Below are 25,583 nucleotides of genomic sequence, written 5' to 3'. Positions count from 1 at the left end.
ATGTTGAGCGACCGCATTCTGGAGTGCTGAATGGCCGGGTCAAATTCCCGCTATGGGTCGAGGCTGTGTGAAAACTCAAGACTCGAACTATTTCGAGTGTCTTCTCACCCCTACCTGAAGGTCGATCGTCGAATACAGCGCGATCTGAGAGGTCGATCTCGATGACGACCTTCAAAGCGGCGAGTTTTCACACAGCCTCGGTCGGATGCAGGCATCCACGGCCTTCCTCGGCGGATGTCCGGTTCGCGGCCGGGCGCCTCGACACCTCGAAGGGCGGTCAGGCGCGCTTCCTGTCGGGCGCTTCGGTTGGAATCGGCTCCTGCGCGGCCGCCGGATCAGGGCCGAGTGGGTCGCTGATCACGCGGATGCGACCTTCGCCAATCAGGAAGTTTCGATACAAGTTGATGGCCACAGCCTGCGCCTCGCGGGCGACATCGGCGCCGTCAGCAACAACCGTTCCGTCCTCCGCGAGGATCGCCAGCCTGCCTGGCTTGCCGTTGACCGTGACGGTCAAGCCCTCGCCAGCTACGGCCGTTATGAAGACGCCGCCGACGCGGCCCGTGCGTTGCGTGCCAATCATGCTGCCTCCCGTTGAAGTGGTTTGGCGGAAAAGTCTTCCGCCACGTTGAAGTAGCCGAGGGCACCTCGGAGCGGTGCGAAGGGCAGGGGACGTGCGTCGGCCAGGACGTGCCCGATGGCGCCCATGTACCAGGGCGAGGTGGAGGCGTTCACGCTGTCGATGATGCTGGCCAGGCCGACGACCCCGCCGCGTTGCAGGTCGTCGCGGTCGGGCATGCTCCGGAGGATGGGGCGCAGCGTTGGCCGCTGGTCGATGAACCGCAGCACGTCCAAATACTCCAGCTTGGACATGGACTGCGCGGCGTGGATCAGCGTTGGCCCACGATGCTTCGTCGCCCAGGTGCGGTTCTCGATGGTCTTGATCCGGCCGGCGGCCAGCTCTCGCGCGCGCTCGATTGGGTCGGCCAGGTCGGGGCGCACGATGAGCCAGGCCCAGGGCTGGCGAATGGACAGGGCTTTCATCAGTTGCTCCACAGGTCGTCGACGCTGTTGCCGGTGAAGGGGCGCGGCGGGTGCGCGCGGACGTGCTCGGGCATCGAGGCGCGCTCCACCTCGTCGTTGTCGCTCGCGACCAGGTGCTCGCGGATGGCCCAGTCCTCGGCCTCCCAGCACTGCCGGTCCGTCCAGGTTGTGACGGCCTCGCGCGGAACGCTGTGTCCGCCCACCAGCATCAGGCAGGTGAAGACGTCATCGTCGTTGCGCACCCACTCCGGCGCGACCTCGGCGGCCAGCTCCCGCGTGGGCCGGGCCTCGGTGCGAACGCCCAGCGGTGCGGCGGTTACGACATCGACGCGTTGGCCAGGCAGCGGCGAGGCTTCCGAGCGCTGGACGATGTGCAGCGCGAACCCGGCGGCGCGTGCGCGGGCGGCGACCTCCTCGCCGGCGCACATGACATCGATGACGGTCTCCATCGGCAGGCGGCGTTCGGTCGGCTGGGGCAGCAGGGCGCGCGCGGCCAGGCCGATGTTGGCGTCCGGCATGCCCTTGTATTCGGAGTCGAAGTGGCCCTGAGCCCCGCCGAGCTTCTGAGCCTCTTCAAGGTCAGGTAGCAGGCCGGGGCCGACCAGCGTGTTGGTGATCCATTGCATCGCGGCCACGGGTCCCTCGCCGATCTCGGCCTCGATGTAGGCCGCGCGCATCGCGGCGCCGTGGTTCTCGAAGACCTGCCCGAGCAGCCTCAGCTGCTCGCGGGCCTTGTCGCGCTCGGCCGTGAGCTGTGCGCAACGCTCGTCGGCTTCCGCCTGCGCCTGGCGGACGGCCTCGCGCACGTCGTCGGGCACACCAGGCGTGTGCCGGGCGCTGGGCGCCGGGCTGGCGGCCAGGCCCGCGTTGATGGCCTCGGCGAGCGTGCTCATGCCGGCGCCCCGGCGGCCAGCACCTTACGGCTGCCGTCCGAGCCCATGCGGCTCACCACACCGGCCAGCTCCATAGCTTCGAGCAGGCGGGCGGCGCGGTTGTAGCCGATGACCAGGTGGCGCTGCACCAGGGAGATCGACGCGCGACGGTCGTCCAGGACGATGGCCACTGCGCGGTCATAGAGCAGGTCGGGCTCCTCGCCGCTCGCATGAGTCGCAGGGGTGCCGCCGGCGCCTTCTGCGGGCGCGTCGCCGGCGGCATCGAGCGGCGCGAGTTCGAGCTTGCCGCCGAGGGCCTCGATCAGCTCCTGGATCAGCTTTCGCAGCTCGCCGGTTGTGATCGCTACGTCGGCGTCGAACCCGTTGTCGCCCTGGGTCGGCTGCTCCTTGGTCTCGAGGGTCACGTCCAGCAGCTTGACCTTGCGGATCGCCAGGTTCTCAGTCAGCACGAACGAGACGCGGCCGTCCCGCGTCATCGCGAGCGATACCGGCAGCTTGCCCTGCTTGATGTGCTCGCCGACCTCGTCGATCTCCAGCGTGTGGCGGCCGTAGCGCACGTTCGACTTCTCGCTGTCGGGCTGCTTCAGCTCGCACTCGCGGTCGATCGAGAAGCCGGCCGGCGCTTCCTTGCTGGTCAGCCATTCGGCCATCGCGGTGGCCGGCGAGATCGCGCTCTGCGCCAGACTCAGCCGGATGCCGCCGCCCAGCAGCTCGACCAGCATCGTCACCACGCGGTCGGCCTTGGCCATGCTGGCCGCGTCGATCACGACGAAGCCGGCGTGCACGTCGATCCACACCAGCGTGGCCGAGCGCTTCGGGAAGGCGCGCGGCAGCAGCTCCTGCACGATCTCTTCCTTCAGCTCCTTGGCGAGCTTGCCCTTGGGGCGGCGGCCGGTCTCCTGCTCGATCCTGTCGAGGCGTGCCTCCAGTTGCGTCTTGACCGCGCCGCCGGGCACGGCCTTCGTTTCGGTGCACAGCTTCAGGATGAGGTGGCCGCCGACGCTCTCCAGCAGCGGGCCGTGCTTCTCGTTGCGCGGCTCGACCCAGCCGGCCGACTCCTGCTGCGACGCGCCGCATTCGACGAAGCGCGCGGCGTCCAGGCGCGCCTGCAGCTCCGCGACAGGCGGCTGCTCCCATTGGCTGATTCGATAGATGATGAGGTTCTTGAACACTAGGTCTCCCGGGGAACTCGGTTGGTGATCAGGCCGCGATGGCCTGTGGGTGCGCCGTCTGGGGTGCTGTGGTGCTGCGCTGTGTCTTGAGGGTGTCGTACTGCTGGATTGCCCATGCCAGCGCGAAGCAGCACCACTCGAAGCGCTGCGTGTACTCGTTGCAGTCGACTTCGTAGAAGTCCTCGAAGAGGGGGCGCTTCTCGTGCTCGAAGTCCAGAGCAGCGCGATAGGCAGCGTCGGCGCCGTCGTCGGCGGTGTCGCTCACCTCGCGCTCGACCTCGGACAGCAACTGGGCCCGCTCGCCATCGGGCATGTCTTCGGTGCGCTCGTCGAACCAGCGGCGAACTTCAGCGCGAAATTGCTCGGGGCTGAACTTCACGATGCCGTCGTGCTTGTCCTGCGCGGTGCACTTCTCGGCCCAGTAGCGCAGATCGATGCGATAGCTGTTGTCCGTGCGGCGGAAGAACTGGAGCATGTCCTCCAGCCGCGTGAAGGTGTAGCTGCCCATGTCGCCCGTGTAGGCCAGCCAGCCCGGCCAGGTCACAAGGTCAAAGCCCATGTTGTAGCTTGTGCGGCCGTCGGCATCAGTCGCGCGGAAGCGCAGATGCCGATACACCCCGTCGTCCCGAAGGATCTCCAGGCGATGCGTGCTCACGTCCTTCAGGAACTCCTGTTCGGTCAGAACGCGCTTAGGCATCGGCCGTCTCCCGGTGTTCGCCCACGGCGCGGCTCACGGCCTCGATCGCGAGCGCCATCGACTGGGCGACGGCGCGCAGCGCCTGGTCGTGCTCGATGCCCGCGTCGCGCGTGCGCTGGTAGGCGGCCACCACGCTGGCTCTGCTGTAAACCGGGTCGCTCATGGTGCTGCGGCCAAGTCGGCGGTATCGATGACGATGCCACGACAGAAGGGCGGCTCGCCGTTGTCCATGACCAGGAACGTTGCGTGCGGCACGTCCGTCTGGAAGGCCCAGGACAGCTCCTCGCCCTTCGGGCACCAGATGGCCTGGATCTCCACGAAGCCGGTGGCCTTGGACTTGAAGTAGCGGGCCATCATTTCCTCGTCGTCGTGGTCCAGGTCGTCGAAGTCCTGGAGCAGCGTGCCAGCAAGGCAGATTCGCAGCGTCGTGCCCTCGTAGGCGCCGATCTGGTCGCTGATCGCGCCGGCCAGCGTCACGTTGTCGTCGCTGCAGCCGAAGATCGCAACGAGGCCGGCGGCCTTGGCTTGGGCCTCTTCGGCGGGGGTGATCTCGCGGCCGTACTCGCGATTGTTCAGGAGCGCGGCCAGTTGTTCCTTGTTCATGGTTCTCGTTCTTGCTGTTGGCTTGAGTTCAGGCTCGGCGCTGTGCCGTGGCGTCGTTGGCGGCCAACTGGCGCGCCATGAGGTTCAGTGGGTGGTCGCCGGGGATCAGGGCCTTGTGCCGCGCGTTGGCGCGCAGCGCTGACTGGCGCTTTGCCTTCCCGATGGCCTTCGGTCGAGGGGCGTCCCTCTTGTTGCCCCAGGCGTACAGGGGAATCGGCTCGCCACCGCGCAGTTGCCGCCGCCAGTCGGCGACGTAAGCCAATTTCGGCGCGCCCTCGTGCAACGATCGCAAGGCTTTGGCGACCGTCGCTCTGTACAGGCCTGTTTCCTCCGCGATCTCCTGCGGGGTCGATGGCGCTTGCAGGGCCTCGTACAGGTGGAAGAAGGCCAGCAGCTCGCTGGGCGCCGGTGACAGGCGAGGCGACCTCGCGTGAGGCGCGACTGCCACGGCGCGCTGGCCGGTGCTTCGCTTCGCCGGCAAGGGGGCGTCTTCGCCGGGGCCCATTCCGAAGATCGGCAGGAGCGGTGCTTTGTAGGTCTGGCGCCAGCCCACGATCCGCAGCATGCCAAGGGCGTGCAGCGTGTTGACAAACGTTATCGCGGCAGTCGCCCCGACAACATCGCGCTGCACCAGCTCCGGCCATGGTGCGGGCTTCTTCACCAGCGAGCGCAGGACGGCTACGCGGCCCGCCATGCCGAGGCGCTTGCCGTGAAGTTCACTTCGATCCATCGGGTTTGTCTCCTCGCGCCACCGCGGCGCGTTAATAACAACTGTACCAGTCACATGGACAATTGTTACGTTGCTTGGCAAAAAAAGTTACACCGGTAGGCCGGCCGCGCGCGGCAGCAGGCGCTTCACCATGCCCTGCAGCTCGACCTCGAACTGCAGCAGGCTGCGCTCCAGGTGCGCGATGTACGAGTCATCGCGGTAGACCCGTTGGACGTACAGGCGCAGTTCCGGCGCCTGGCGCGGGTCGTAGGAGATGAAGTCCCACCAGTCGCGCTCGGTGACGAACATGCAGCCCTGAACCTGCGGGATGTGGTCCTGCGGCACGCCCTCCAGCCAGGTGCGGATGTGCACCTCCTCAGAAAACGGGCACTTCGACTCCGTGCCGCCCCGGCCATCGCTGTCGTCGTCCACCAGGCCGTCCGGGCTGCACCCGATGAAGCTGTACTTCGGGTGCAACACGAACGGCGACGGCCGCACGGTGTTGCCGGACTGGAGTTGGTAGGCCTCCTGCGCGTGGCCCTCCACGTCGCGCCCCCATTCCAGGGACTTGCCGTTGACCTCGTGCCGCGCGATGTGTGCGGTGCGCTCGAAGGCCAGCTCGCGCATGTAGCTGGTGCGCTTGGCCAGCGGCACGATGGGCTTCGGCTGGCCCTTCTTTGGGCCGGACGCGTAGTAGCCGCCTTCGCTCATGGCGATCGCGTCGATGAAGCGCGAGGCGGTGATCTTTCCAGCGCGATCGAGGCGCCAGTCGGCGGTGCGCTGGTCAGCGCCCGACGCGAAGGCCATTCCGCTCAGCACCCCGCTCATGCGGGCTCCACGTCGGTGGCGTCATTCTTGCGCGCCGCGTCGTACTCGCAGCCCAGGGCCAGCATCTCGTCGCGCTTGGCGATGCCGATCTGTGCGCGGATGTCGTGCGGCTGGTCCTTCCACGCCTTGGTCAGCGCCGCCGCGCCCTTGGTCTTGGCGATGTTGGTCAGCATCACGATGACGGCGGCGCCGTCCTCGGTGAGCGGTGGCCGGGTGGACTCGGCGATCTGCGATCCCTTGGCGTTCGCGGGCAGGCGCGCCGGCGCGGTACCGCCGTGGTTCAAGTGGCCGCCCGGGCCTTCGTCGGCGGGGATGTCCATCTGCTCTTCGGCGATCGGCATGCCGCGCAGCACGTCGGCGAACTGGTCACGCAGCGCGAACGCGCGAGCGCGCATCTTGCGCATGCGATCCGGGTATTGCTTCCAGGGGCCAGCCTTGTCCTTCAGGCCTGCGATCTCGGCATCGGCCATCGAGAATCGTGCGATCTTGTCCTCGCGGCCCTTGCGCTTCGCCACGCAAACCGAGGTCTTGCCCTCACCCGAGCCTTCGTCGTACTCGATCACGTCCACGCACACCGGCGAGCCCAGAACCAGCGCCAGGACCGCGTCGCCCCACAGGCTCGGCCGGCCGTTGATCACGGCGATGTTCTGCATGGCCTGCAGCGGCTTCAGGCCCAGCTCCAGGCCCCACTGTATCGCCACCAGCACGTTGCCGGCCTTGCCCTGGTAGTCCTTCGGGACGAAGCTTGATTCGGACATCAGCTTGGCCAGCGCCATCGCCTCGTCGAGGGTCTTGGGTGTCAGGTCGAACATCGGCGTGCGCGTGAGCACCTGGTGTTGCTGCTGCGCCGGCACCACCAAGGGGGCGGGCGAGGGCGCGGGCGCGAGTTCGTGGGTGGTGGTCGCCCCGAAGGCGTGGCCGTTGATCGGGGCATCTACGATGGTTGCGGTTTGCATGGCTTGCTTTCGATAGCCGCGACTCTGGCGGCAGTTTGGGGAAAGGTTTCGCCTGGCGCTGGGCGCCGGGGTTAGAAGAGGGCGGCCGGGTCGAGCATCCATTCGGAGTCCGACGGCGACAGCCGGTGGTGGACCGAGCGCGTGTCGATGCGCTCGACTCGATGGTTGGTCGGGGAGGCAGGCGCGGGCAGCAGGCCCTCGCCGTCCTTGAGCGGGTTGGGGCGCTTGGCCATGAAGCGCTGCATCCGGGCGTCGTGCTCGGCGCGCGTGCTCATGAAGCGGCAGGCGCCAAGCTTCGGGTGCGTGAGTTCAGCGAAGGCGACAGCGCTTCATCGACGCCGAGTTCCCCCGTGGTTCGGTCGCCTTCACTCAGGCTCACGTACCCGCCTGCATGTACGTCGACCACGATGGTGCGCACGACCACGGCTCGGGTCGCCAGGTAGTCCTCGATGGTCTCGGCCATGGATTCAGCCCTTCAGGCTTTGCAGCAGCGCGTCGCGGCGCCCGGCGGCGGCGGCCAGGGCGGCGGTCTTCTTCGCGCCCTTCAGGCCGTCGGCCGCGCTCCAGTCGCGCAGGATCTCCAGCAGGACGCCGGCGACCTCGCGCACCTTGTCGGCCAGGGCCTCGGCGGCGGCCTCGCGCTCGCGCTGCGTCTGGGCCTCGCGCGCGGCAGCCGCCTCGGTCTCCTCTCGCTGTTCAGCGGCGGCGTGCAGCAGGCTCAGCGCGCCCAGGGTGGACGCCTTGACCTTGTCGGCCTCGGCTTGGCGGTCGCCGAAGTCGGCGATCGTCACCAGCGTGTCGTTCAGGGTGCGCAGCTCCGACTCGATCGCGCTGGCGGTCGCCTCCGTCGCTTCGAGGCGATCGGGGGTCTGGCTCATGCGGTCGATGCGAGCCTGGATGTCGGCCGCGCGCTGGCTGCTCTCGCGATCGGCGCGCGCCTCGGCGTCCTTGCGATCCTGTTCGGCCTTGTCCAGGGCTTCCTGGCGCGCCTGCTGCTCGCGGGCCTTGGCGTCCAGCTCGTCCTGCTGCTGCTTCTGCTGGGCGGCCACGCCCTCGGCGTTCACGGCCGCCGCGTGCAGTTGGCTCAGGGACGCCAGCGCATGGGTGCGCGCGGCCAGGGCCTCCGCGGCGCGATCGCCGAAGACATCGGCCATCACGTCCACCGCTTCCAGCTCGGTGATCAACTCGGCGATCGTCGCGGCCGGCTTGCCGAGGGCCTGCATCGCCATGCCGGCGATGGCGTTCAGCGCATTCTGCGCGTCGTTTGCCTTCGTCAGCTTCTCCTGTTGTTCGGCCAGCACGCGCTGCTGCGCTTCCAGGCGGAGCGCGTTCCCGAGCATGGACTTCAGCGTCTCGATGGTCTCGAACTTCGCAATCATGGCGTCGCCAGCCTGCTTGCCGAATTCCTCCTCGGTGATGTCGATGGCCTCGATCACAGACAGGGCCTCGGCGACCTCGGTGGACGGCTTGCCCATCATCAGGTTCGGGCGCGAGCGGATTGCGTTCACCGCATCGGTGATCTTCTGGAGCGCGGCGGCGGCCTCGGTGGCCTTGCGCTCGCGTTCGGCCTTGCGCTCGTCGTCGATCTTCTTCAGCGGGTCGCTGACGGTGGCCAGCACCTCGCGCATCTTCGTCTCGATCACCTCTTCGGCCTTGATCACCAGCGTGGCGAAGTCGCGAGCCGGTCGGCGCAGGTCCAGGCAGTTCTCTTTGAACGCGGTGATGCTGGCGGACGCCTTGACGCGGAACTTGCGCGCCACGTCTTCGACGGTCGTGTCGGTCTCGATCAGGGCGAGGTCGATGCCGGCCAACTCGGTGCGCAACTGTGCGAGCTGCGCCTCCGACTTGGACAGCTTCACGAGCGACTGCCCGCCGCTGATCTCCGCGCGGTCGACCAGCTCGGACGCGGACTCCGTCGCCTGTTCGTCGCCGGGCTCAGCGATCACGACGAACTGGACGTCAGCGTTTCCGGCGGTGGCATCTGCCTCAGCGGCTCGCAGCATGTCGATGGGGGTGCTTGCGTTCATTCCGTAGGGCTCCTCAGTGTTGAACTGCGGACTCTGCGCAGCGTGTGGTGACGTGGATGGCGTAGATGCCCAGAGGGAAGAGGGCGAGCAGGGCGCCGGTGGCGAGCCGCAGCTCGGACGCCATCTGGTGGGCGGCCGGGACGGCGCTGTGACGCATGGCGTGGGCGATCAGGACGGCGGGCACCTGGGGTGCCGGGGCGCTCCACAGGTGGTAGGCGATCGACGCTAGGCCGATGGCGATCGCGATAGCGACCAGCGCGCCGAACAAGCGGCCTCGCGCAAGCATCGAGGGCGCGGGCTCCGCGACGGCCTCGAACAGCTCAGCGTTCGCGGCGATGCAGCCGGCTCGATGCTGGGCAACCGGCTCCATAGACCATGCGGTCAGGCCGGGGGCGGTGTCGGCTCTCGGCGACTCGTCGTGGGCGGGGATCGCCCCGCCGATGATGACGCCCGACATGGTCAGCAAGCGGCGGCCGCCGATCTGGTGGGGCTTGTGGTATCCGTGGGGCAGGGTCAGGCTGGACATCTGTCGTTCTCCGTCGTTGCCAAGCCGCGCTGGCGGCGGCTACTGGTGTTCTCGAAGAATAACAGATGTTCCTGCAAAAGAGCAACAAGAGAAACAGGTGTTCCATTTTGATGGCGCTGACGCGCCTGATGGCGGAACACTTTCCGTGACATTTGCACGGGCAGAGGCTGAGTCGGGTTGCGGCAGGGCAACCGCAGGGCGAAAAAAAACCGCCCCTATGGGCGGCTGATCTTTGCGGCGTGGGGGTCTACATGCCCTGCTGGAGGATCGTGCAGACATAGCCGCAGGTTGCGGCGTCGTCCTTGGGGTCGGCGATGCCGTCTTGCAGCCGCTGCATGGCCAAGTCGGCGTTGAACCGCATCTTGTCCACCAGCTCGGCGCGCTGCTCCGGCGCCAGGCCCAGCAGCAGCTCGCGAACGACCTCTTCGAGCGCGAGCTGACGCCCCAGCAGGTAGTGGGGGAACAGCGCGGCGTCCAGTTCGGCTTGGGCGGCCTGGTGACCGATGTTCTCAGGGATCGGCACCGCACCGCGTGGGGCGCGCGCCTGGGGGAGCGAGATGACCCGGGTGGCCTGCCTCTGCGCCCCGGCCATGCTCAGAGCCCGCCCTTGCCGGCGCGATGCACCACGCGGCCGAGGATGGTCAAGGTCTGAAGGTTGCCTGACGCGATATCGACGGTTGTGTATTCGCCGTTGGCGGGCACCACACGGATGCCTCCGTCAGGGAGGACGAACAGCTTTCGCGGTCGGATGGAGCCGCCGTACAGGACGGCATAGGTCTTGCCGTCAACAACAGTTGTCGTCGATGTGTCGATCACGTAGCTGTCGCCACGGAAGATCGTCGGCTCCGCGCTCGCGTCGGTCGCGTCGTACCAGGCGAGCGATGCAGGTTGAAGTTGGTCCAGGCGAATCCAGCTCGCTCTGAAGGCTTGAATTTCTTCGGTCAGTAACACGGTTCGTCTTCCATTGCTCTCCCCCGGATTGGATTGGAGGATGCCAAGCTTCGGCACGAAGACCCATTCCCCCGGAGGCAACTCAGTTGGGTGCTCCCAACTTCTCAGCGGCGCGGCTGCCAAGCCGGCCGTCTCATTTGTTGTTGCTGGTTGTGCTGCGGCAAGTCGCGGTGCTGTTTGTTGTCCGATCTCCGGGTGCAATTGATGTACCGCGCCGGACGGAGCGATCGGCTCGGGAGTCCCTTGCCCGGTGCGGACCCAGTCAACGTTGACCCGATGCTTCGGCAGGGCGGAAAGGATTGCCTCGGTGTAGCGCGACACGTCGCTGTCACGCCGCATCAGCGCGTTCAGAGTGGCGATGGGCGCCCCCGAAGCTCTCGCTACGTCGGGAGCGGTCAGTCCCGCCATCTTGATCGCTGTTGCGATGCGCTTACCCAAGTTCATGTCGTGATCCTATTCTGACTGCCGTAACGTTTGCCAACAATTTGTTCCGGTAACACTGGTTTTGAGTTGGTGACTGAGTTACAGTTGAGACATGAGTGAAGCTACAACTGTTCTCAATCCCGCCCCCGCCTCGGCAGACCCCTCCACCGACGCTCTTCAGGCGACCCCTCCTGATCGAGCCCTCCGGGAGGCTGCTATCAGTGCACTGCGCGAGGCGATTGCGAAGTTCACCTCCCAGGCGGATTTCATCACCGCGCTGCGCGAACACTCTCACAAGCCGATCGCGTCTGCGCATGTGGCGAACTGGATCAAGCGCGGCGGTGTCACTGCCGACATCGCCATGAACATCGAGGCGATCAGTGGCGTCAAGGTCGAGCGATTGCGTCCCGGTGCAAGCTGGCACGTCGTGCGAGGGTGCGCGGCGTGCGCGCATGCCGCCCGCTCGTCCTGAATATGACAAGCGCCTATCAGGCGCGTAAGTAACTATTGTGAGCATACAGGGAGTATCACACGTTCCCTTTGCTAGGCGCAACTATTGTTGCGTCAAAACGTGTGTGACCCCCCTAGAACCGCAAAAAATTGACGCCAATCGACCATGAATGAGTCCACCAGGCCCATACCGGCGGGCGGCGCGAAAGCGGCTGCCGTTCACAACACGCGCAGCCTCAGCATGAGGACAGACAAGGCTGTCGTTAACAGAACAGTCGCTGAACGATTGCTTAACGCACGCGAGTTGAACGGTTACTCCCAGACCAAGGGTGCGGAGTTGTTGGGCTACAAGACGCCTGCGCAGTTGAACCAGTGGGAGATGAGCCGCCGTCCCGTGCCGCTGCGCATGCTGATTCGCGCGTCCCACGTCTACCGTGTGAGCATGGACTACTTGGTGGGCATCAGCGACGAGCCGGATCGCGATCCGAACAGCGCGATCCGCCGCCAGGYCGTGTCCGCATCGGAACAGATGTTGTCCAGCATGACAATGTGCTTGGCCGACGCGATCATCCAGCAGACCAAGATGGGTGGCCCGGCGATCGAGACGGCGCTTCTGATCGTCGATGAGGGTGAGCGGTTGGTGAAGGCATTCAAGCGTTTCGTCGAGTTGAATGCGGCCACGTTCGAGGACATGCGCGGCGGCGCGCCGCTGAACACCGCCGCGATGTCGTTCGAGGCCAATGGCCTGGCGACGGCGCGCGCGCAGATCGATCGCTTCCTGCGGGCGAACACGGCCTCTGCGAAGGACGTGGCCAGCAAGCTGCGTCAGCACAGCGCGAACGACGACCTCTTCGCGCGCGGCGGCGCCTGAGCGCCACTTCCCCCTCCCCACGAAGACCAGAAATGAGCAACATCAAAGAGCGAGGTACGCCTGGAATTTGCCCGTTGTCGCATGACGACCTGGCGACAGACCTGGCCGCGTACCTGCGTGGAACGAGCAAGCGCCTCACCTGGGAGGACATGCAACTGGGCGAGAGCGGCAGTCCGCGCCCCGATGTCTACACATTGGAGCCGACCTACACGCGCCTGTCATTCGAGGCGTTCGAGTGCAAGGTGAGCGTGGCCGATTTCAGGGGCGATGTCACCAAGGGCAAGTGGCAGAGCTACCTGCGTTACGCCAACAGCATGACGTTCGCGGTGCCGGCGGGCCTCATCGACAAGAAGGACGTGCCGCCGACCTGCGGGCTCATCGTGCGCAGTGCGGCCGGGGTCTGGCGCTACGCGAAGAAGCCTGTTCGCACTGTGCTCATGGACTTGCCATACCAGGCTTGGATCAAGTTGCTGCTGGACGGCGTGCACCGCGAGGGCGATGCGCGCAAGCTGCGACAGTTCACCGAGTGGTCCGCCCGGCGTGCGCTTGGCAAGAAGTTCGGCGACGAAGTGGCTGCCATGCTGGCGGACCTTCAAGGGCTTCCCGAGCGCCGCAAGCGCGACATCGAGAGGTACGAGGCGGATCGCCTCGCGCAGTCCAAGCGCGACGCCGAGGAGCGCACGCTCCAACAGGCACAGCGGGAACGGGATCGCGACCGCTGCTCCGATGCCATGGGTCGCCTGGCCGTCGCCCTGGGCTTGCCCGCCGAAGCGTTGCTGACCGACCTGCAGGCCCGCGCGTCCCAGCTCTGCGGCCTGTTGCGGGCGGGTGAGCACAACTGGCGCCGGCACCCGTTCAAGGAGATGGCTGAGCGTCTGGATGCGCTTGCGCAGGAGATCCGCTCGGCCGACGCGGTGCTGTCCGGCCAGGCCGGGGTGGCGAATTGACCGCGCCTCTGACGAACGCCGACTGCGACCTCCAGGACTTCGCATTCATGCCGTTGGACGTGGCCCGGTTGCGCGACTCGGAACTGGCTTCGAGCGAGACGCCCGAGGCATGCTGGGCCGCCGTCCTCCTGTGGGCCGCGTCGTGGCACCAGATTCCGGCCGCCTCGATCCCCAACGACGAGAAGTGGATTGCCAAGACCGCCGGCTACGCGCTGCGCGGGAAGGTCGACAAGGCATGGAAGGACGTGAGGGTCGGCGCGCTGCGCGGCTGGATCGAGTGCGATGACGGCCGGCTCTATCACCCCGTCGTCGCCGAGAAGGCGCGCGATGCATGGCAGGCCAAGCTGAAGCAGCGCTGGATGACCGAGTGCGGCCGCATCAAGAAGCACAACGACCGCCACGAGGGCGCGAACGTCCAGAAGCCGACGTTGGAAGCTTGGCTTGCGGCCGGTTGTCCCGTGGGACAGCCGTTGCATGTCCCTAGGGACACATTCGATCCGTCCGGGGGACAAGCAGGGGAAACGGCATCCAATAGACAGGGAGAGGGACAGGGACATGGAGAGAGACAGGGACAGGGAACTACTTCCGCTCCTGACGGAGCGGGCGGCGCCGCCGCCGCTGCACCAGCAGCAGTCCAGGCCATGACTCCCCTTGAGGCGGTTGCCGTGATGCATCGCCAGGAGGGGGCCCCGCTCCTGGAGGAGCACGAGCGGCTGCTCTGGACGGCGGGCCGCGCCATATTCCTGGCCGCCGGCGTTGCGAGCGATATCGCAGGCAAGTTCATTGGCAAGTTGATCAAGGACAACGGCAACGATCGCGTGCTTGTCTTCGACGTGATGCGCGCGGCGTGCCTCGAACGGCCCGCTGACCCGCGCGGCTGGATGGTCGCGGCATGCCAGCAGCGCCGTGGACAGCGCGTCTCCACCAACAACAGGCAGACGGCGCTGGAAGACAGCAACCTCGCCGCCGCCGCTACCTTCGCAGGAAACTGAACGTGCAGGAATCCGACAAGAAGGCCTTCGCCGAGCTGATCGCCGGCGTCTATGCCTACCACCGCACGCCGGTCTCGCCGGCGATCATCTCGGTCTACTGGCGCGGCTGTCAGCGCTGGACGATGGAGCAGGTCACCAAGGCGATCGATTCGCTCACGCAGGATGCCGAGGCCGGCAAGTTCGTACCGAAGATCGGTGACGTGACGCGCGTCCTCGAAGGCACGCACACCGACCGCAGCATGCTCGCCTGGGGCAAGACGCTGGAGGCCATGAGCGCCGTCGGCGCCTACCAGGATGTGGTGTTCGACGACCCGGCGATCCACGCCGTGATCGAGGATCTCGGCGGCTGGCCCAAGGTCTGCCGCACCGAGATGAAGGACTTGGGCTACGTGCAGCACCGGTTCTGCGAGGGGCACCGCGCGTACACCGGGCGCGGTGAGTTCGAGTACCCCCGGCGCCTCGGTGGTGCGCGCGATGCCGACGAGCATTACAAGAAGGTCGGGCTGAAGCCGCCGGTTCCCATGCTGGTCGGCAACCCGGCGGCGTGCCGCCAGGTGTTCGAGGGCGGCAACACCGGCGGCAAGACCAAGGTCACGTTCGGCGGTGCCGCGATGCTGGGCGCTCCGCGCCTTGCCGAGCTGGTGCAGATTGGCCGCGACACGCCGGCCGCCAATCAGAGCCAGCCCGGCAAGAAGGCGGCTGCATGAGCGCATTCCAGCTGAACCAGGGCGATTGCCTGGCGACCCTGCAGGGGATGGCCGACAGCAGCGTGGACTCGTGTGTCGTCGACCCGCCCTACGGCCTCAGCGATCACCGGCCCGCCGAGGTCGTCGAGTGCTTGCGTGCCTGGCTGGCGGGCGAGGTCTACACCCCGAAGGGCAAGGGCTTCATGGGCAAGTCGTGGGACGCCTGGGTGCCTGGCCCGGAGGTCTGGCGCGAGGTGCTACGCGTGTTGAAGCCGGGCGGCCATCTCCTCGCCTTCGCCGGCACGCGCAGCATGGACCTCATGAGCATGGCCGTGCGTCTGGCCGGGTTCGAGCTGCGAGACGCGATCGGCAACGCGCACGACGGCGCCGGCGCGCCGCTGGCGGCCTGGGTGTACGGGTCGGGCTTCCCGAAGTCGCTCAACGTCAGCAAGGCCATCGACAAGGCGGCCGGCGCCGAGCGCGAGGTGATCGGGGTGTCGTCCGTCACCGGGGGGCGCTCGGGCTCCGTGGTTGACGACGGCAAGGGGTACACCGAGGGTCGGTCGTTCCAAAATTCCGATGCGGTCGTCAACTACAGGACGGCCGCCGCGACCGATCCCGCGCGTCAGTGGGAGGGCTGGGGAAGCCAGCTCAAGCCGGCCTGGGAGCCGATCATCATGGCTCGCAAGCCGCTGGCCGGGACGATCGTCGAGAACGTGCTGGCGCACGGCACCGGCGGGCTGAACATCGACGCCTGCCGCGTCGAGACGACGGACGACCTGAATGGCGGCGCATACGCCGCGGCGGGGGCTCGCGCGGTCTCTGGGTCGCTGAGCGCGTCCGGCATGAACGTCCCGGGCAAGACGACGGGCCTGGCGTTCGTGCAGCCCGCCGGCCGCTTCCCGGCCAATGTGGTCCACGATGGCAGCGACGACGTGCTGAAGGCCTTCCCGAGCGCACCCGGGCAGCAGGCCGACGCCAGCAGCAGCAGCGGCCGCCGCGAGGCCCAGAACACCTACGGCGCAATGAGGCGCGGTCGAGGCGACGAGGCCAGCGCCGACAGCGAAAACGTTGGCGCGGTCGGGTTCAAGATGAAACCCGGTGCAAGGCGGCATGACGCTGGCAGCGCCGCGCGCTTCTTTTACTGCGCGAAAGCCAGCCCCGCCGATCGCCACGAAGGCCTGGCCAGCCCGGGGCCGCAGTTCGCGAAGGGCAGCACGCTGCGCGATGCGGAAAACCTGGCTGCACGCGGCGAGCGCAAGGGCAATCATCACCCCACGGTGAAGCCCACCGCGCTCATGCGCTACCTGGTGCGCTTGGTGACGCCGCCCGGCGGCACGGTGCTCGATCCGTTCATGGGCAGCGGCAGCACGGGCAAGGCGTGTGCGCTCGAGGGCCTCGGGTTCATCGGTTGCGAGTTGGACCCGGCCTACGTGGAAATCGCGCGCGCACGCATTGCGTGGGCGCACCAGTTCGCGGCGGAAGAGGCCGCACGCGTTCAAGAGGCCGACGCTCAGGCCGACCTGTTCGGAAAGCAAGCATGACAGTTGTCACCATCACCCAGGCCTGCCAAGTCATGGCCATTCTTCGAGCCCGCGTGGAGTACGTCGCGATGCGGGCCTGGCGCGCGCGCAGCGCGGTGCGCGGCGTCAACGCTCCGCAGGGCATCAAGCCCACGCAAGAGGCCGACAACGAGGTTCAGGCCTGGTGCGGCGCGCTGGAGGAAGTGCAGCGCGACCTGACGGAGGCGCAGCCGCACTTCGCAGCGTTGCTCGCCGACCTTCCGGCCGCGAATGATCCAACGATGCACGCCGACGACGGCCCTTTTTTTGCCTGATACAACAACAACTGTCATCGTCAACGTGTACGATTGTTATCGTGTGCCCGTGGCGGTTTGGAGATGGATTTGACGATTCTGATGAGGAATGCGCGATGAGCCGCAAGGGAAGCAACCGCCGCACCGCGGCGCCTACCGAGCACACGCTGCTCGACGAAATGACCGCCAGCCCGACCCAGCCGCTTCCGCTGTCCAAGCGCGAGCACCAGCTCGACCAGATTCGGGCCGGCATCGAGGCGATGCGCACGGCGCCGAGTCCGACCACGAACGACTGGTGCGTGATCGCTGACCTGGTCAACCTGCTCGAAACGCTGGTGGAGATGGGGGAGGTCAACGACGACGGCGAGTGGATCGCCGAGGCCGCGCGCGAGATGGCTATCGCCGCCCGTCGCAGCGTGGAGGTGGGGGTTCTCCGCCTGACGGGCTCGGGCCTGAATGCCGTCTCGAACGCCTTCGAGGGCTACGAGCTGGCGCTGAGCGAGCTGCCGGCGCGAACGCTGGTGCGCGCGCACCGGAAGACCGAGTTGCGCATGCGAGAAGTCCGCGCCGGGCGTGGCCGCCGTGCCGACGTGCAAGTGGTGATGTTGTGAGCTGTGAGGAGTGCAGTAGGGCGAGAGCCACGAACGGCGCCTGGAATCGGTACGACAGCCGCAAGTGCGTGTTCTGCGCCGCGCGGCTGATCCAGGCGATCGGTCGGATGCAGGGCGACAAGCAGGCGCTGAGTGCGCGCCGCACGGCGTCGCTCAAGGACAGCGTGGAGTGGGGGCTGGACGAGGCCCGAATCCGCGCGCTCGTGAAAGGTGGGCTGGCGCTGGCGCCGGTCGAAAAGGACAGGAAGAAATGAAACTTCGCATTGGCATTGATCCCGGATGTACGGGCGCCCTGGTGGTGCTGGATGGCGACACGCCGATCGAGTGGCTGCACATGCCAACGCTCAAGATCGGCACGAACACGCGCGTCAATGGCGCGAAGGTCGCCGACTTCTTGCGTCAGTTCCCTTCGGCGCACGTCGTCATGGAGCTCGTCGGCATCATGCCGAAGCAGGGCGCTGGCAGCGCGTTCACCTTCGGGCACGCGGCGGGCACGGTGCAGGGCCTGGTGCAGGGCCTGGACATGCCCATGACGCTCGCGACGCCGCAGAAGTGGAAGAGGGCCGCAGGGCTTATCGGCACCGAGAAGGACGCCGCGCGCTCCACGGCGATCCTGCTCTGGCCGCAGTGGCGTGATCTGGACGCGAAGGAAAAGGGCCAGGCCCTCGCGGATGCGGCGCTCATCGCTCGCTTCGGGATGCCTGCATGAGGAGCGGCGACGACGCGACGCGGTCGGGATTGAGCGCCTTCCGATACGCCGGCTGCGGGCATGCGATCACGTTCCGGTGCATGCCCTGCGGCAAGAGCAAGGGCCAGCTCGGCAGCCGGCGCCGCCGCTACGCGGGCGCGCAGATCACGGTCTGCGGCGATTGCGCCGAGGCGATGGACAACAGGACGGCGAAGCGTGCCGCATGAGGTCGTCCAGTAATGCGCGCGATCCTGATCCGCACTGCGACTGGCCTTGTCGGCTCGACCGACACGGATCACGAGGCATGGGAAAAGTTCAAGCGCCAGCTCGCCCACATGAAGCCTGGTCGATTCCTGCGCATGGAGTGGGCCACGCCGCGCAACGGCCGGCATCACCGCAAGATGATGGCGCTGCTCCAGTTCATCACCCAGAACAGCGACACCTACGACACGATCCCGAAGGCCCTGGTCGCGATCAAGCTCGCCGCCGGCTACTTCGATCCGCACATCGACCCGGCCTCGGGCGAGGTGCAGCGGGTTCCGCACTCGATCAAGTACGAGAGCATGAGCCAGGAGGCCTTCGACGAGTTCTACCGCAACGCGCTGCACGCCGTCCTGACCTGCATCCTCCCGCAATTCGACGCGGAGATGGCCATGCGCATGATGGACCAGATCGTCGCCGGCTGGATGTCGGACGCGCCGCGATGAAGCGCAGCGCCCCCATGAAGCGCGGCGCGCCGATAGAGCGCAAGCCCTTCAATCCCAAGGCCCCGGCGCGGCCGCCGCGCGCCGATCGCGCGCCGCCGGTGCTGGGCACGCTGAAGCCGCTGCGCATGGGCGTGCTGGCGCGCATCGACGGCGCCGTGCGCGCGTCGCCGAAGACGATCCAGTACCGCAACCGGCGCCTCCTGGATCTCGCGCGTGGCATGCCCTGCCTGCTGGGTGTCCCGGGCATCTGCAACCGCGACGATGCGACGACGGTCGCCGCCCACAGCAACTGGGGCGAACACGGCAAGGCCGGCGCGCGAAAGGCCGACGACTACTGGAGCTGCTGGGCCTGCAGTGCCTGCCACGAATGGCTCGACCAGAACCGCCGGCCACTGGAGGCCGAAAAGCGCGCGGCCTTCGATCGCGGCCACGCCCTGCAGCTCGTCTACTGGCACCAGATCGCCGCCGATCCGGCGCGCCATGAGTCGGACCGCCTGGCCGCGCAATGGGCGCTGGCGCTCATCGCCACCGCTCGCCAGCCTGGCAACGATCCGCTTTTCAACCGAGTGGAGATGGGCCCATGAGCAACAGCCAACTGATCCGGCGTCCGGCCGCCGGGCCTGCGCCCACACCGCTGGCCGCCAACGACAATCACGCCTCCGTCACGATGACCAGTCGCGACATCGCCGAGCTTGTCGAGCTGCGCCACGACAACGTGAAGCGCACGATCGAAACGCTGGCCGATCGCGGCGTGATCACACTCCCTCAATCTGAGGAAGTGCGCAACCCCGGCCCAGGGCCGAAGACGATCGCCGTCTACCGCGTCGGCAAGCGCGACAGCTACGTGATCGTGGCCCAGCTTTCGCCCGAGTTCACGGCGCGCCTTGTCGATCGCTGGCAGGAGCTGGAGGAGGGTGTTGCGCCGTCGCACGCCTTCCAGGTGCCTACGACCCTGGCCAGCGCGCTGCGCCTGGCCGCCGAGCAGGCCGAGCAGATCGAGCTGCAGCAGGCGCAGCTCCAGCAGCAGGCGCCGGCCGTGGCCTTCGTCGAGCGCTACGTCGAGGCCAAGAACAGCCTGGGCGTGCGGGAGGTCGCGAAGGTGCTCAACGTCCGGCAGACGGACTTCGTGCGGCGCCTGATCGCCGGCGAAATCATGTTCCGCCAGAACGAGGGCGGCCCGCTGCTGCCCTATGCGAAGTGGCAGAACAAGGGCTACTTCGAGGTCAAGACTGGCAACCACAACGAGCACGACTGGGTACAGGTCAAGTTCACGCCGCTGGGCATCGCCTGGATCGCGAAGAAGCTCTACCGAAGCGAGCAGGCGGCGGCGACACAAGCCGTCAAGGCGCAATAGCCATGGAGAACGGAGTGATTCGACAGGAAGCCGGCCGCCACCACGCGGCCACGAGATGGTCGCACGTCGATCGCGAGAACACCGAGCACAGCCTGCAGATGGCATGCGAGGCCGACATGCTGGTGTCGTGCCGAGGTGACCGCATGACCGCACCCCACGGACGCCGCGGCGTCATAAGCAGTTCACAGCCTCGGCAGGTCTTGCAGCGAGCGAGTCTCGCCGTTCTTGGGGTTCACCTTGATCCACTCGTTGCCGGCTTGGTCGGCGAACGTCATGACGTAGGGGCCGTTTCCTGGCCCCCCTGGCACGGACATGTAGACGATCCCTCCGCACTTGATGTCGTCGACAACCTCGATCACGTCAACGACCTTCGGACCGCCAACCCAAGCATTCGCAGCCGGGTCCACCTTCTGCCACTCGACCTTGTGAATGCGGTCCTGATTGTCGAGCGCAACTCGATGAATGATATGCATGGCCCCTCCAATGACTGAACGTCCGAACTTGTTCTGGGGCGCCATGGTGCTCGCGCCGTTCGGCGAACGCAATCCTCAGTTGGGTGGATGCTGATGGGCGACATCATCCCCCTCGCCCGCCTGGACCGGGCCGCACCTCAGGCGAAGCGCAATGGCTGAGCGGCAGGCCCCGAACCACAACCCGTGGGCCAACACGCGCATCATCGTCCTCGGTCCGCAGCGGAAGAAGCCTCGGGCAGGCGACCGGCGTGAGACGAAGAAGCATGGCGTGCAGATCCGCGTGCACGAGACGCACGGCGGCGCGATGGTCGTGTCCAACGGGCGCTACATGTACGACTGGGTCAGCCTCGACGACCCCCGCGCCAACATGTACCTGACGTTCGAAGAGCGCGCAGCCAGGCACTCGGCCCTGGACGGCTACAAGCGGTGAGCGCGGGTGTGTTGCTGCGCTGCGCGCGCATGCTTGGTAGTGAAACGTGAAAAATGCCCACATTTCGACCCACGACAGATAACAAGTGTTGCGGTTTGGTGTTACTGGTGGCACAGTGCACACATGCGCGGATGCCACCCCAGGTTTAGGGCGGAGGCGAACGCACAATGATCGATGCCGAAGGCCAGGGAGGCGCTGAGGCGTACAAAAACTGTAGTTACCATGCGAGAACTGACATGAGAAGCATTGGAATCGGCAAGTGGGCGACTGTTGTCGCGGTGTTCGCCCTGACGGCGTGTGGTGGTGGCGGCGGAAGCTCCACGCCAGCGCCCCCGCCGCCCTCGAAGACCGCGACCTTCTCGGGCTCTGTGTCCACGAGCAAGGCCATGTACTTCAACGGCGTCCAGCACGCCGCTGCTGCGGCGCAGCGTGCGCGCGCGCTGGCCGTTTCGCCCTCGTGCCCGGGCCTGAACATCGACGCCGATGGCGACGGCACGCCCGACACCCTCGTGGACGTGAACGGCGACTGCATCGCCGACTATTCGATCGTGGGTGGCGACAAGGTGGGCCTGATCGGCGCCACCGTTACGCTGACCAACACCACGACGCACGAGGTGATCACCCTCGTGACGAACGACCAGGCGCACTTCAGCGGCACGGTGCCTGACGGCACGTATGACATCGAGACGCGCACCAAGGCCGCTGACGGCGCGGTGATCTGGGGCGTTCAGACCGGCCGCACGATCTCGTCAGATTCGGACGCGGGCGACGTTGGCCTGAGCCGCAACCCGGTCATTGCCGAGGTCAGCGTGGACGGCGGCAGCACGGGTCACATCGTGGCCGCGACGTACACCGCCACCTCGAGCCGCAAGCTGTCGGTCGGCGACAGCATCGCGATCCACGTCAAGGTGGAGGACCCGAACAAGCGCCCGATCACGCCGCGCGCCTTCAGCCACCTCGGCGCTGGCTACACCGAGTTGCCCATGACGACCGACAGCACGGGCTACCTGCTGAACTACACAGTGGCCCAGACGGACGCGGTGCTCAGTACCCTGGAGGTCTCGATCGAGCTGAACAACGACGACGGGTTCACCGGCGCGGATCAATACCGTGACGCCTTGGTGCGAGTCTCCTACGGCATGAACACCGCGCAGAGCGCGCCGCTCCTCCAAGGCGTGACGATCAACGGCAAGGCATACGACAACGCCATTCCCACGCTCGGCATGAACCTGACGGCTGACCCTGTTGGCGCAGGCGCGCCCATCGCGTTCCTGACACGCTTCGACGCGACGGTGTCCGGAGTCCCGACCTCGACGACTTACTGGTACAGCGGCGGCGTGCAGCAGCAGTCGAACGACCCCCTCGTGACGATCCCAGGCTCCGCCACCAGCGGCGTTTACAACGTCAAGGTCACGAGCGTGGTCTACCTGACCAGCAACTCCGGTGCCGGCCTGTTCAGCCCGATCACCATCCCGGTGGACACGACCGACAAGCCCGCCCAGGTCGCAGGCGTGCGGGTCAACGGCGCTGATCCTCTCGGCCGTGTGTTCAAGGTGGGCGATCACCTGACCATCAAGGCGCTCGGCAGCGACCCTCAGGGTCGCCCTCTCGAATACCGCTTCTCGTTCGTCGGTGGCGCCAGCGAGCCTGCTTCCTGGCAGTCGTCTGACACGATCGAGCACACGGTCACGGCGGCCGACGTGAACGCGGCGTTCGGCATCCGCGTCTGGGTGCGCAACGACGACGGTCGCGTGTTGGACGGTGGCGTTGACTTCGACGCATCGATCACTTCGCTGATCACCGCGTCCGAGTAAGTCGGAAGCGACCGCCGGTGGGCAGGTAGATCCCTCGAACAAGGGTGCCCATCGGACGAGGGCACTGTTGCGACGCAATGCGCTCCTTTTGGCCCCTGGCATCACCGCTCGGGGCCATTTGTTTGCGCGCTTCGGAAAACGCGCGGGCCCGGCGGCAATTGTGTCCACCAACATGCCGGCATGACGACGAAGACTCCGATGCCCAAGAAGGCCGCCAAGGGTGCGGCGATCGGCGTTCCGAAGGCGCCAGCGCAGAAGGCCGCGCAGAAGCCTCGCGCACCCGCGCCCGAGGCAAGCCCACAGGTGGGCAAGAAGAAGGCCCCGGCAGCCCGGAAAGAGGCCGCCAAGCCGAAGCCTAAGGCGAAGCCCAGGCCGTTGGTCGTGCCGAAGGCAGAGCCAGCGCCGCGCACCGAGAGTGATCCAGAGTCGGGACTGGATGCCGAGGAGAGCGCACAGAAGGGCGGCCGGCCGAGTCTGTTCCGGCCGGAGTACGTCGAGATCGCGCATCGGCTCTGCAGCATCATGGGCGCGACGAACAAGCAGCTCGCCGAGTACCTGGGCTTCAGCGAGCGCACCATCGAGCGGTGGCAGCTCGCGCATCCCGAGTTCGGCCGCATGTTGAAGCTGGGGAAGCTGGAGGCCGACAGCAAGGTTGCGGAGCGCCTGTACCAAGCCGCGATCGGCTATGAGCATCCCGACATCGACATCCGCACGGTCAGCCTCGGCGGGAACGCGGGCAGCGAGGTCGTCAAGACGCCGTACACGAAGATCATCGAGCCCGACGTGAGCGCGATCCAGTGGTGGCTCAAGAATCGCCAGGGCGACAAGTGGAAGGACAAGACCGAGCAGACGATCGAGCACGTCAGCCTGGACATGGAGACGGCTGACGCTCGGTTCGCGAGCAAGATGAACGCCGCCTTGGAGAAGGCCGCCGAGGTGCGCGCGCGCCGCAACGCGCTCGGGATGGCGGGCGACTGAGGGCGTGGCGAAGCAGTCGATCTTCGCTGACCCGCGCTACGAGGCCTTCGTCGAGCGGTACTGCGCTGACCCCCTCGCGTTCGCGGTGGAGGTCTGCGGGATGACGCCCAGCGAGGATCAGGCCGAGCTGCTGATCCAGATCGCCRACCCCACGGCGCGCGTGAGCGTGGTATCGGGCACCTCGACGGGCAAGACCGCCGCGTTCGGCCGCATCGCGCTGTGGCACCTGCTGTGCTACCCACTCGCGATCTACGACGGCAAGGTGGAGGTGGGCAGCAACACCTACATCGGCGCGCCCCTGGTCAGCCAGGTCGCAGACGGCGTCTGGAAGGAGATGAGCGACGCCCGCTTGGCGATCGCCAACGGCGAGTACGGCTGGATCAACGACTACTTCGACATCACGAAGACGCGGGTGGCGGTCCGGGGCTACGAAAGCCAGTGGTTCATCAGCCAGATTGCGATGGCCAAAGGCCAGGCGATCGGCGTGGCCGGCAAGCACCGCTTCTGGCAGCTCATCATCATCGACGAGGCCGCCGGGGTTCCGGACGACCACTTCAACGTGATCGACGGCACGCAGACGCAGGGCGGCAACCGCACGCTCATGGCGAGCCAGGGCGCGCGCAACGCCGGGCGGTTCTACGACAGCCACCATAGCCTGCGCAAGGCGGCTGGGGGGCAGTGGACTTCGCTGCGCTTCAGCTCCGAGAACAGCCCGTTCGCAACAGACGACTGGCTGAAGGCGCGCATGTTCGAATGCGGTGGCCGCGACAGCATCGAGTACAAGATCCGCTGCCGGGGGCTGTTCGCCGAGAACAGCAGCAACACCCTCCTGAGCCGGGAAGACCTGGAGCGCGCATTCCAGCCGCGCAAGATCATCGAGGACGACGAGCCGTTCGGCCTGGTGCTGCTGGGCGACGTGGGCATGGGCGAGTACCGCGACGACAGCGTGGCCGTGCTCGCCAAGATCATCGGGGACGGCGACCAGGGCCCAGACGCACGCCGCGTCGAGTACATCGAGGTGCCGATCTGTTCGAACACCAAGAACGAGATCGACATGGCGGGCGACCTCACGAACCTCCTGGGGCAGCTCAGCAACGCCACGCTGTACGTGGACAACGGCGGCATCGGTCACGCGGTGTGCAAGCTGATCGAGCGCAGCGGGGGTGTCGTGCACCGGGTGGACTGGGGGCAGCCCTGCTTCAAGAAGGAATACAAGGAGCGCTACTACAACCTGCGCGCCTGCGCCATGGTTCGCTTCCGTGACGCCGTCCGCCAGGGGCGGGTGGTTCTCCCCCAGAAGATCGATCGCACCCTCAAGGAGCGGATCATCGGCCAGGGCGCGCGTTTGCCGTACCACTTCACCGAGGCGGGGGGGCTCCGGTACGTGATGATGTCCAAAGAGAAGATGCGCGAGGAGGGGCTGAAGTCCCCCGACTTGATCGACGCGATGAGCTTCGCCTTCCTGGAGGGCTGTCACTACACACCCGCCGATCGCAACGCCACGACCCACGCAGGCCAGGCGCGCAAGGTCGCCAACGACATGGCCGCCGAGCTGGCCGCAGAACTGGCAGACGTTTGATACTGCGCGGCGCCGGGAGGGGCGGCGAGACGGACGACGGCCGAGAAATTTTGCGGCGCACTCAGCCGTTATGTCGGTCTCGCGCACGCGCGCGCGGCTCGGCGAATTCTAGCGGCGCGTCCGTGGACATACGGTTGTCCACCGTGATGAACTCAGGCCTCCTTGGGCCACCACGATTGCGAGATCCACGTCCGCGTCGGCGCGAGTTGATCCGGTCCAAGCGGTACATTGCAGGCGTTTGCACTCGCAAGGGACCTTTCGATGGCCAAGTCGTCCATGAGCAGTGAGGATGAAATCTTTGTCGAGATATGGATTCGCCTCACCTACGATTGGGGCCGCGTCCAAACGTTCCGGCACATGG

Annotated in this window: 35 protein-coding genes; 18 read left to right on the top strand and 17 right to left on the bottom strand. The window is 66.8% G+C overall.

Going from position 1 to position 25,583, the window contains the following annotated elements; genetic code table 11:
* Positions 1–277: 277 nt before the first annotated feature.
* The 16 genes from AC1DYN_RS14800 to AC1DYN_RS14725 form a co-directional block, all read right to left on the bottom strand.
* Positions 278–580, bottom strand: coding sequence for a hypothetical protein (locus AC1DYN_RS14800; protein WP_477960749.1), 303 nt, complete (start codon positions 578–580; stop codon positions 278–280).
* On the bottom strand, positions 577–1,041 hold the full coding sequence (locus AC1DYN_RS14795; protein WP_477960748.1) for an ASCH domain-containing protein: 465 nt from the start codon (positions 1,039–1,041) through the stop codon (positions 577–579). Before AC1DYN_RS14795 ends, AC1DYN_RS14800 begins: the two co-directional genes overlap by 4 nt.
* Entirely contained in the window at positions 1,041–1,934 is an 894-nt protein-coding gene (locus AC1DYN_RS14790; RefSeq protein ID WP_477960747.1) for a hypothetical protein, read from the bottom strand. Before AC1DYN_RS14790 ends, AC1DYN_RS14795 begins: the two co-directional genes overlap by 1 nt.
* Positions 1,931–3,106, bottom strand: coding sequence for a recombination-associated protein RdgC (rdgC, locus tag AC1DYN_RS14785; RefSeq protein ID WP_477960746.1), 1,176 nt, complete (start codon positions 3,104–3,106; stop codon positions 1,931–1,933). The genes AC1DYN_RS14790 and rdgC overlap by 4 nt, the downstream gene beginning before the upstream one ends.
* Before the next feature lie 28 nt (positions 3,107–3,134).
* Entirely contained in the window at positions 3,135–3,803 is a 669-nt protein-coding gene (locus tag AC1DYN_RS14780) for a hypothetical protein (RefSeq protein WP_477960745.1), read from the bottom strand.
* Entirely contained in the window at positions 3,796–3,966 is a 171-nt protein-coding gene (locus AC1DYN_RS14775) for a hypothetical protein (RefSeq protein WP_477960744.1), read from the bottom strand. Before AC1DYN_RS14775 ends, AC1DYN_RS14780 begins: the two co-directional genes overlap by 8 nt.
* The gene (locus tag AC1DYN_RS14770) at positions 3,963–4,406 is read right to left on the bottom strand and encodes a hypothetical protein (protein WP_477960743.1); all 444 of its coding nucleotides are present in this window, start codon (positions 4,404–4,406) and stop codon (positions 3,963–3,965) included. Before AC1DYN_RS14770 ends, AC1DYN_RS14775 begins: the two co-directional genes overlap by 4 nt.
* A 28-nt stretch (positions 4,407–4,434) precedes the next feature.
* On the bottom strand, positions 4,435–5,136 hold the full coding sequence (locus tag AC1DYN_RS14765) for a hypothetical protein (RefSeq protein WP_477960742.1): 702 nt from the start codon (positions 5,134–5,136) through the stop codon (positions 4,435–4,437).
* 87 nt (positions 5,137–5,223) lie between these two features.
* Positions 5,224–5,943, bottom strand: a complete 720-nt coding sequence (locus AC1DYN_RS14760) for a lambda exonuclease family protein (protein WP_477960741.1) — start codon at positions 5,941–5,943, stop codon at positions 5,224–5,226.
* Positions 5,940–7,001, bottom strand: a complete 1,062-nt coding sequence (locus AC1DYN_RS14755; protein ID WP_477960740.1) for a recombinase family protein — start codon at positions 6,999–7,001, stop codon at positions 5,940–5,942. Before AC1DYN_RS14755 ends, AC1DYN_RS14760 begins: the two co-directional genes overlap by 4 nt.
* A complete protein-coding gene (locus AC1DYN_RS14750; RefSeq protein ID WP_477960739.1) occupies positions 6,971–7,174 on the bottom strand; it encodes a hypothetical protein in 204 nt (67 codons plus the stop codon). The genes AC1DYN_RS14755 and AC1DYN_RS14750 overlap by 31 nt, the downstream gene beginning before the upstream one ends.
* Positions 7,171–7,362: a hypothetical protein gene (locus AC1DYN_RS14745; RefSeq protein WP_477960737.1), complete on the bottom strand. Its 192-nt coding sequence runs from the start codon at positions 7,360–7,362 to the stop codon at positions 7,171–7,173. The genes AC1DYN_RS14750 and AC1DYN_RS14745 overlap by 4 nt, the downstream gene beginning before the upstream one ends.
* Before the next feature lie 4 nt (positions 7,363–7,366).
* Positions 7,367–8,926, bottom strand: coding sequence for a hypothetical protein (locus AC1DYN_RS14740; RefSeq protein WP_477960735.1), 1,560 nt, complete (start codon positions 8,924–8,926; stop codon positions 7,367–7,369).
* Positions 8,927–8,939: 13 nt separating this feature from the next.
* A complete protein-coding gene (locus AC1DYN_RS14735) occupies positions 8,940–9,452 on the bottom strand; it encodes a hypothetical protein (protein ID WP_477960734.1) in 513 nt (170 codons plus the stop codon).
* Positions 9,453–9,699: 247 nt separating this feature from the next.
* Positions 9,700–10,044, bottom strand: a complete 345-nt coding sequence (locus AC1DYN_RS14730; RefSeq protein WP_477960733.1) for a hypothetical protein — start codon at positions 10,042–10,044, stop codon at positions 9,700–9,702.
* Between the two features lie 2 nt (positions 10,045–10,046).
* Complete coding sequence (locus tag AC1DYN_RS14725; protein WP_477960730.1) at positions 10,047–10,847, bottom strand: S24 family peptidase; 801 nt, start codon at positions 10,845–10,847, stop codon at positions 10,047–10,049.
* 91 nt (positions 10,848–10,938) lie between these two features.
* Between AC1DYN_RS14725 and AC1DYN_RS14720 the strand changes: the two genes are divergently transcribed.
* The 14 genes from AC1DYN_RS14720 (at position 10,939) to AC1DYN_RS14655 (ending at position 19,948) form a co-directional block, all read left to right on the top strand.
* Complete coding sequence (locus AC1DYN_RS14720) at positions 10,939–11,298, top strand: hypothetical protein (RefSeq protein WP_477960729.1); 360 nt, start codon at positions 10,939–10,941, stop codon at positions 11,296–11,298.
* Positions 11,299–11,442: 144 nt separating this feature from the next.
* A complete protein-coding gene (locus AC1DYN_RS14715; RefSeq protein ID WP_477960727.1) occupies positions 11,443–12,147 on the top strand; it encodes a helix-turn-helix domain-containing protein in 705 nt (234 codons plus the stop codon).
* A gap of 32 nt (positions 12,148–12,179) precedes the next feature.
* Entirely contained in the window at positions 12,180–13,094 is a 915-nt protein-coding gene (locus AC1DYN_RS14710; RefSeq protein WP_477960725.1) for an MmcB family DNA repair protein, read from the top strand.
* Positions 13,091–14,086, top strand: coding sequence for a DUF1376 domain-containing protein (locus AC1DYN_RS14705; protein ID WP_477960723.1), 996 nt, complete (start codon positions 13,091–13,093; stop codon positions 14,084–14,086). The genes AC1DYN_RS14710 and AC1DYN_RS14705 overlap by 4 nt, the downstream gene beginning before the upstream one ends.
* A 2-nt stretch (positions 14,087–14,088) precedes the next feature.
* Positions 14,089–14,793, top strand: a complete 705-nt coding sequence (locus tag AC1DYN_RS14700; RefSeq protein WP_477960721.1) for a DUF6475 domain-containing protein — start codon at positions 14,089–14,091, stop codon at positions 14,791–14,793.
* On the top strand, positions 14,790–16,316 hold the full coding sequence (locus tag AC1DYN_RS14695) for a DNA methyltransferase (RefSeq protein ID WP_477960719.1): 1,527 nt from the start codon (positions 14,790–14,792) through the stop codon (positions 16,314–16,316). Before AC1DYN_RS14700 ends, AC1DYN_RS14695 begins: the two co-directional genes overlap by 4 nt.
* On the top strand, positions 16,313–16,609 hold the full coding sequence (locus AC1DYN_RS14690) for a hypothetical protein (protein WP_477960717.1): 297 nt from the start codon (positions 16,313–16,315) through the stop codon (positions 16,607–16,609). The genes AC1DYN_RS14695 and AC1DYN_RS14690 overlap by 4 nt, the downstream gene beginning before the upstream one ends.
* Before the next feature lie 95 nt (positions 16,610–16,704).
* Positions 16,705–17,199 carry a hypothetical protein gene (locus AC1DYN_RS14685; protein ID WP_477960715.1) on the top strand — a complete coding sequence of 165 codons (495 nt, stop codon included), beginning with the start codon at positions 16,705–16,707 and terminating at the stop codon, positions 17,197–17,199.
* Positions 17,200–17,267: 68 nt separating this feature from the next.
* The gene (locus AC1DYN_RS14680) at positions 17,268–17,453 is read left to right on the top strand and encodes a hypothetical protein (protein WP_477960713.1); all 186 of its coding nucleotides are present in this window, start codon (positions 17,268–17,270) and stop codon (positions 17,451–17,453) included.
* The gene (locus tag AC1DYN_RS14675) at positions 17,450–17,908 is read left to right on the top strand and encodes a RuvC family protein (protein ID WP_477960711.1); all 459 of its coding nucleotides are present in this window, start codon (positions 17,450–17,452) and stop codon (positions 17,906–17,908) included. Before AC1DYN_RS14680 ends, AC1DYN_RS14675 begins: the two co-directional genes overlap by 4 nt.
* Positions 17,905–18,114, top strand: coding sequence for a hypothetical protein (locus AC1DYN_RS14670; protein WP_477960710.1), 210 nt, complete (start codon positions 17,905–17,907; stop codon positions 18,112–18,114). Before AC1DYN_RS14675 ends, AC1DYN_RS14670 begins: the two co-directional genes overlap by 4 nt.
* A gap of 108 nt (positions 18,115–18,222) precedes the next feature.
* Positions 18,223–18,594 (top strand): hypothetical protein, encoded by a 372-nt coding sequence (locus AC1DYN_RS14665; RefSeq protein WP_477960708.1) that lies wholly within the window; start codon positions 18,223–18,225, stop codon positions 18,592–18,594.
* Positions 18,591–19,178, top strand: coding sequence for a nuclease domain-containing protein (locus tag AC1DYN_RS14660; RefSeq protein WP_477960706.1), 588 nt, complete (start codon positions 18,591–18,593; stop codon positions 19,176–19,178). The genes AC1DYN_RS14665 and AC1DYN_RS14660 overlap by 4 nt, the downstream gene beginning before the upstream one ends.
* On the top strand, positions 19,175–19,948 hold the full coding sequence (locus AC1DYN_RS14655; RefSeq protein ID WP_477960704.1) for a phage antirepressor KilAC domain-containing protein: 774 nt from the start codon (positions 19,175–19,177) through the stop codon (positions 19,946–19,948). The genes AC1DYN_RS14660 and AC1DYN_RS14655 overlap by 4 nt, the downstream gene beginning before the upstream one ends.
* A gap of 182 nt (positions 19,949–20,130) precedes the next feature.
* Here the strand turns inward: AC1DYN_RS14655 and AC1DYN_RS14650 are convergent, their stop codons facing one another.
* A complete protein-coding gene (locus AC1DYN_RS14650) occupies positions 20,131–20,421 on the bottom strand; it encodes a hypothetical protein (protein WP_477960702.1) in 291 nt (96 codons plus the stop codon).
* A gap of 151 nt (positions 20,422–20,572) precedes the next feature.
* Here AC1DYN_RS14650 and AC1DYN_RS14645 point away from each other — a divergent pair, with 151 nt between their 5' ends.
* From AC1DYN_RS14645 to AC1DYN_RS14630, 4 genes are all read left to right on the top strand, one after another.
* Positions 20,573–20,851 carry a hypothetical protein gene (locus AC1DYN_RS14645; protein ID WP_477960701.1) on the top strand — a complete coding sequence of 93 codons (279 nt, stop codon included), beginning with the start codon at positions 20,573–20,575 and terminating at the stop codon, positions 20,849–20,851.
* A 386-nt stretch (positions 20,852–21,237) separates the two neighbouring features.
* Positions 21,238–22,665, top strand: coding sequence for a hypothetical protein (locus AC1DYN_RS14640; RefSeq protein ID WP_477960699.1), 1,428 nt, complete (start codon positions 21,238–21,240; stop codon positions 22,663–22,665).
* 198 nt (positions 22,666–22,863) lie between these two features.
* Positions 22,864–23,643, top strand: a complete 780-nt coding sequence (locus tag AC1DYN_RS14635; RefSeq protein ID WP_477960697.1) for a hypothetical protein — start codon at positions 22,864–22,866, stop codon at positions 23,641–23,643.
* Between the two features lie 4 nt (positions 23,644–23,647).
* The gene (locus AC1DYN_RS14630; RefSeq protein ID WP_477960695.1) at positions 23,648–25,222 is read left to right on the top strand and encodes a hypothetical protein; all 1,575 of its coding nucleotides are present in this window, start codon (positions 23,648–23,650) and stop codon (positions 25,220–25,222) included.
* The last annotated feature ends 361 nt before the right edge of the window (positions 25,223–25,583 follow it).

It is taken from the genome of Rhizobacter sp. P2_D12 (assembly GCF_056404395.1).
The sequence above is the reverse complement of the archived record's forward strand: the minus strand, read 5'-3'. Positions and strand labels throughout refer to the sequence as shown.

Coding starts and splice junctions, on each gene's coding strand:
- AC1DYN_RS14800 (WP_477960749.1), bottom strand. CDS start 580: ATGATTGGCACGCAACGCACGGGCCGCGTCGGCGGCGTCTTCATAACG.
- AC1DYN_RS14795 (WP_477960748.1), bottom strand. CDS start 1,041: ATGAAAGCCCTGTCCATTCGCCAGCCCTGGGCCTGGCTCATCGTGCGC.
- AC1DYN_RS14790 (WP_477960747.1), bottom strand. CDS start 1,934: ATGAGCACGCTCGCCGAGGCCATCAACGCGGGCCTGGCCGCCAGCCCG.
- AC1DYN_RS14780 (WP_477960745.1), bottom strand. CDS start 3,803: ATGCCTAAGCGCGTTCTGACCGAACAGGAGTTCCTGAAGGACGTGAGC.
- AC1DYN_RS14775 (WP_477960744.1), bottom strand. CDS start 3,966: ATGAGCGACCCGGTTTACAGCAGAGCCAGCGTGGTGGCCGCCTACCAG.
- AC1DYN_RS14770 (WP_477960743.1), bottom strand. CDS start 4,406: ATGAACAAGGAACAACTGGCCGCGCTCCTGAACAATCGCGAGTACGGC.
- AC1DYN_RS14765 (WP_477960742.1), bottom strand. CDS start 5,136: ATGGATCGAAGTGAACTTCACGGCAAGCGCCTCGGCATGGCGGGCCGC.
- AC1DYN_RS14760 (WP_477960741.1), bottom strand. CDS start 5,943: ATGAGCGGGGTGCTGAGCGGAATGGCCTTCGCGTCGGGCGCTGACCAG.
- AC1DYN_RS14755 (WP_477960740.1), bottom strand. CDS start 7,001: ATGGATGCTCGACCCGGCCGCCCTCTTCTAACCCCGGCGCCCAGCGCC.
- AC1DYN_RS14750 (WP_477960739.1), bottom strand. CDS start 7,174: ATGAGCACGCGCGCCGAGCACGACGCCCGGATGCAGCGCTTCATGGCC.
- AC1DYN_RS14745 (WP_477960737.1), bottom strand. CDS start 7,362: ATGGCCGAGACCATCGAGGACTACCTGGCGACCCGAGCCGTGGTCGTG.
- AC1DYN_RS14740 (WP_477960735.1), bottom strand. CDS start 8,926: ATGAACGCAAGCACCCCCATCGACATGCTGCGAGCCGCTGAGGCAGAT.
- AC1DYN_RS14735 (WP_477960734.1), bottom strand. CDS start 9,452: ATGTCCAGCCTGACCCTGCCCCACGGATACCACAAGCCCCACCAGATC.
- AC1DYN_RS14730 (WP_477960733.1), bottom strand. CDS start 10,044: ATGGCCGGGGCGCAGAGGCAGGCCACCCGGGTCATCTCGCTCCCCCAG.
- AC1DYN_RS14725 (WP_477960730.1), bottom strand. CDS start 10,847: ATGAACTTGGGTAAGCGCATCGCAACAGCGATCAAGATGGCGGGACTG.
- AC1DYN_RS14720 (WP_477960729.1), top strand. CDS start 10,939: ATGAGTGAAGCTACAACTGTTCTCAATCCCGCCCCCGCCTCGGCAGAC.
- AC1DYN_RS14710 (WP_477960725.1), top strand. CDS start 12,180: ATGAGCAACATCAAAGAGCGAGGTACGCCTGGAATTTGCCCGTTGTCG.
- AC1DYN_RS14695 (WP_477960719.1), top strand. CDS start 14,790: ATGAGCGCATTCCAGCTGAACCAGGGCGATTGCCTGGCGACCCTGCAG.
- AC1DYN_RS14690 (WP_477960717.1), top strand. CDS start 16,313: ATGACAGTTGTCACCATCACCCAGGCCTGCCAAGTCATGGCCATTCTT.
- AC1DYN_RS14685 (WP_477960715.1), top strand. CDS start 16,705: ATGAGCCGCAAGGGAAGCAACCGCCGCACCGCGGCGCCTACCGAGCAC.
- AC1DYN_RS14675 (WP_477960711.1), top strand. CDS start 17,450: ATGAAACTTCGCATTGGCATTGATCCCGGATGTACGGGCGCCCTGGTG.
- AC1DYN_RS14670 (WP_477960710.1), top strand. CDS start 17,905: ATGAGGAGCGGCGACGACGCGACGCGGTCGGGATTGAGCGCCTTCCGA.
- AC1DYN_RS14665 (WP_477960708.1), top strand. CDS start 18,223: ATGAAGCCTGGTCGATTCCTGCGCATGGAGTGGGCCACGCCGCGCAAC.
- AC1DYN_RS14660 (WP_477960706.1), top strand. CDS start 18,591: ATGAAGCGCAGCGCCCCCATGAAGCGCGGCGCGCCGATAGAGCGCAAG.
- AC1DYN_RS14655 (WP_477960704.1), top strand. CDS start 19,175: ATGAGCAACAGCCAACTGATCCGGCGTCCGGCCGCCGGGCCTGCGCCC.
- AC1DYN_RS14650 (WP_477960702.1), bottom strand. CDS start 20,421: ATGCATATCATTCATCGAGTTGCGCTCGACAATCAGGACCGCATTCAC.
- AC1DYN_RS14645 (WP_477960701.1), top strand. CDS start 20,573: ATGGCTGAGCGGCAGGCCCCGAACCACAACCCGTGGGCCAACACGCGC.
- AC1DYN_RS14640 (WP_477960699.1), top strand. CDS start 21,238: ATGTACTTCAACGGCGTCCAGCACGCCGCTGCTGCGGCGCAGCGTGCG.
- AC1DYN_RS14635 (WP_477960697.1), top strand. CDS start 22,864: ATGCCCAAGAAGGCCGCCAAGGGTGCGGCGATCGGCGTTCCGAAGGCG.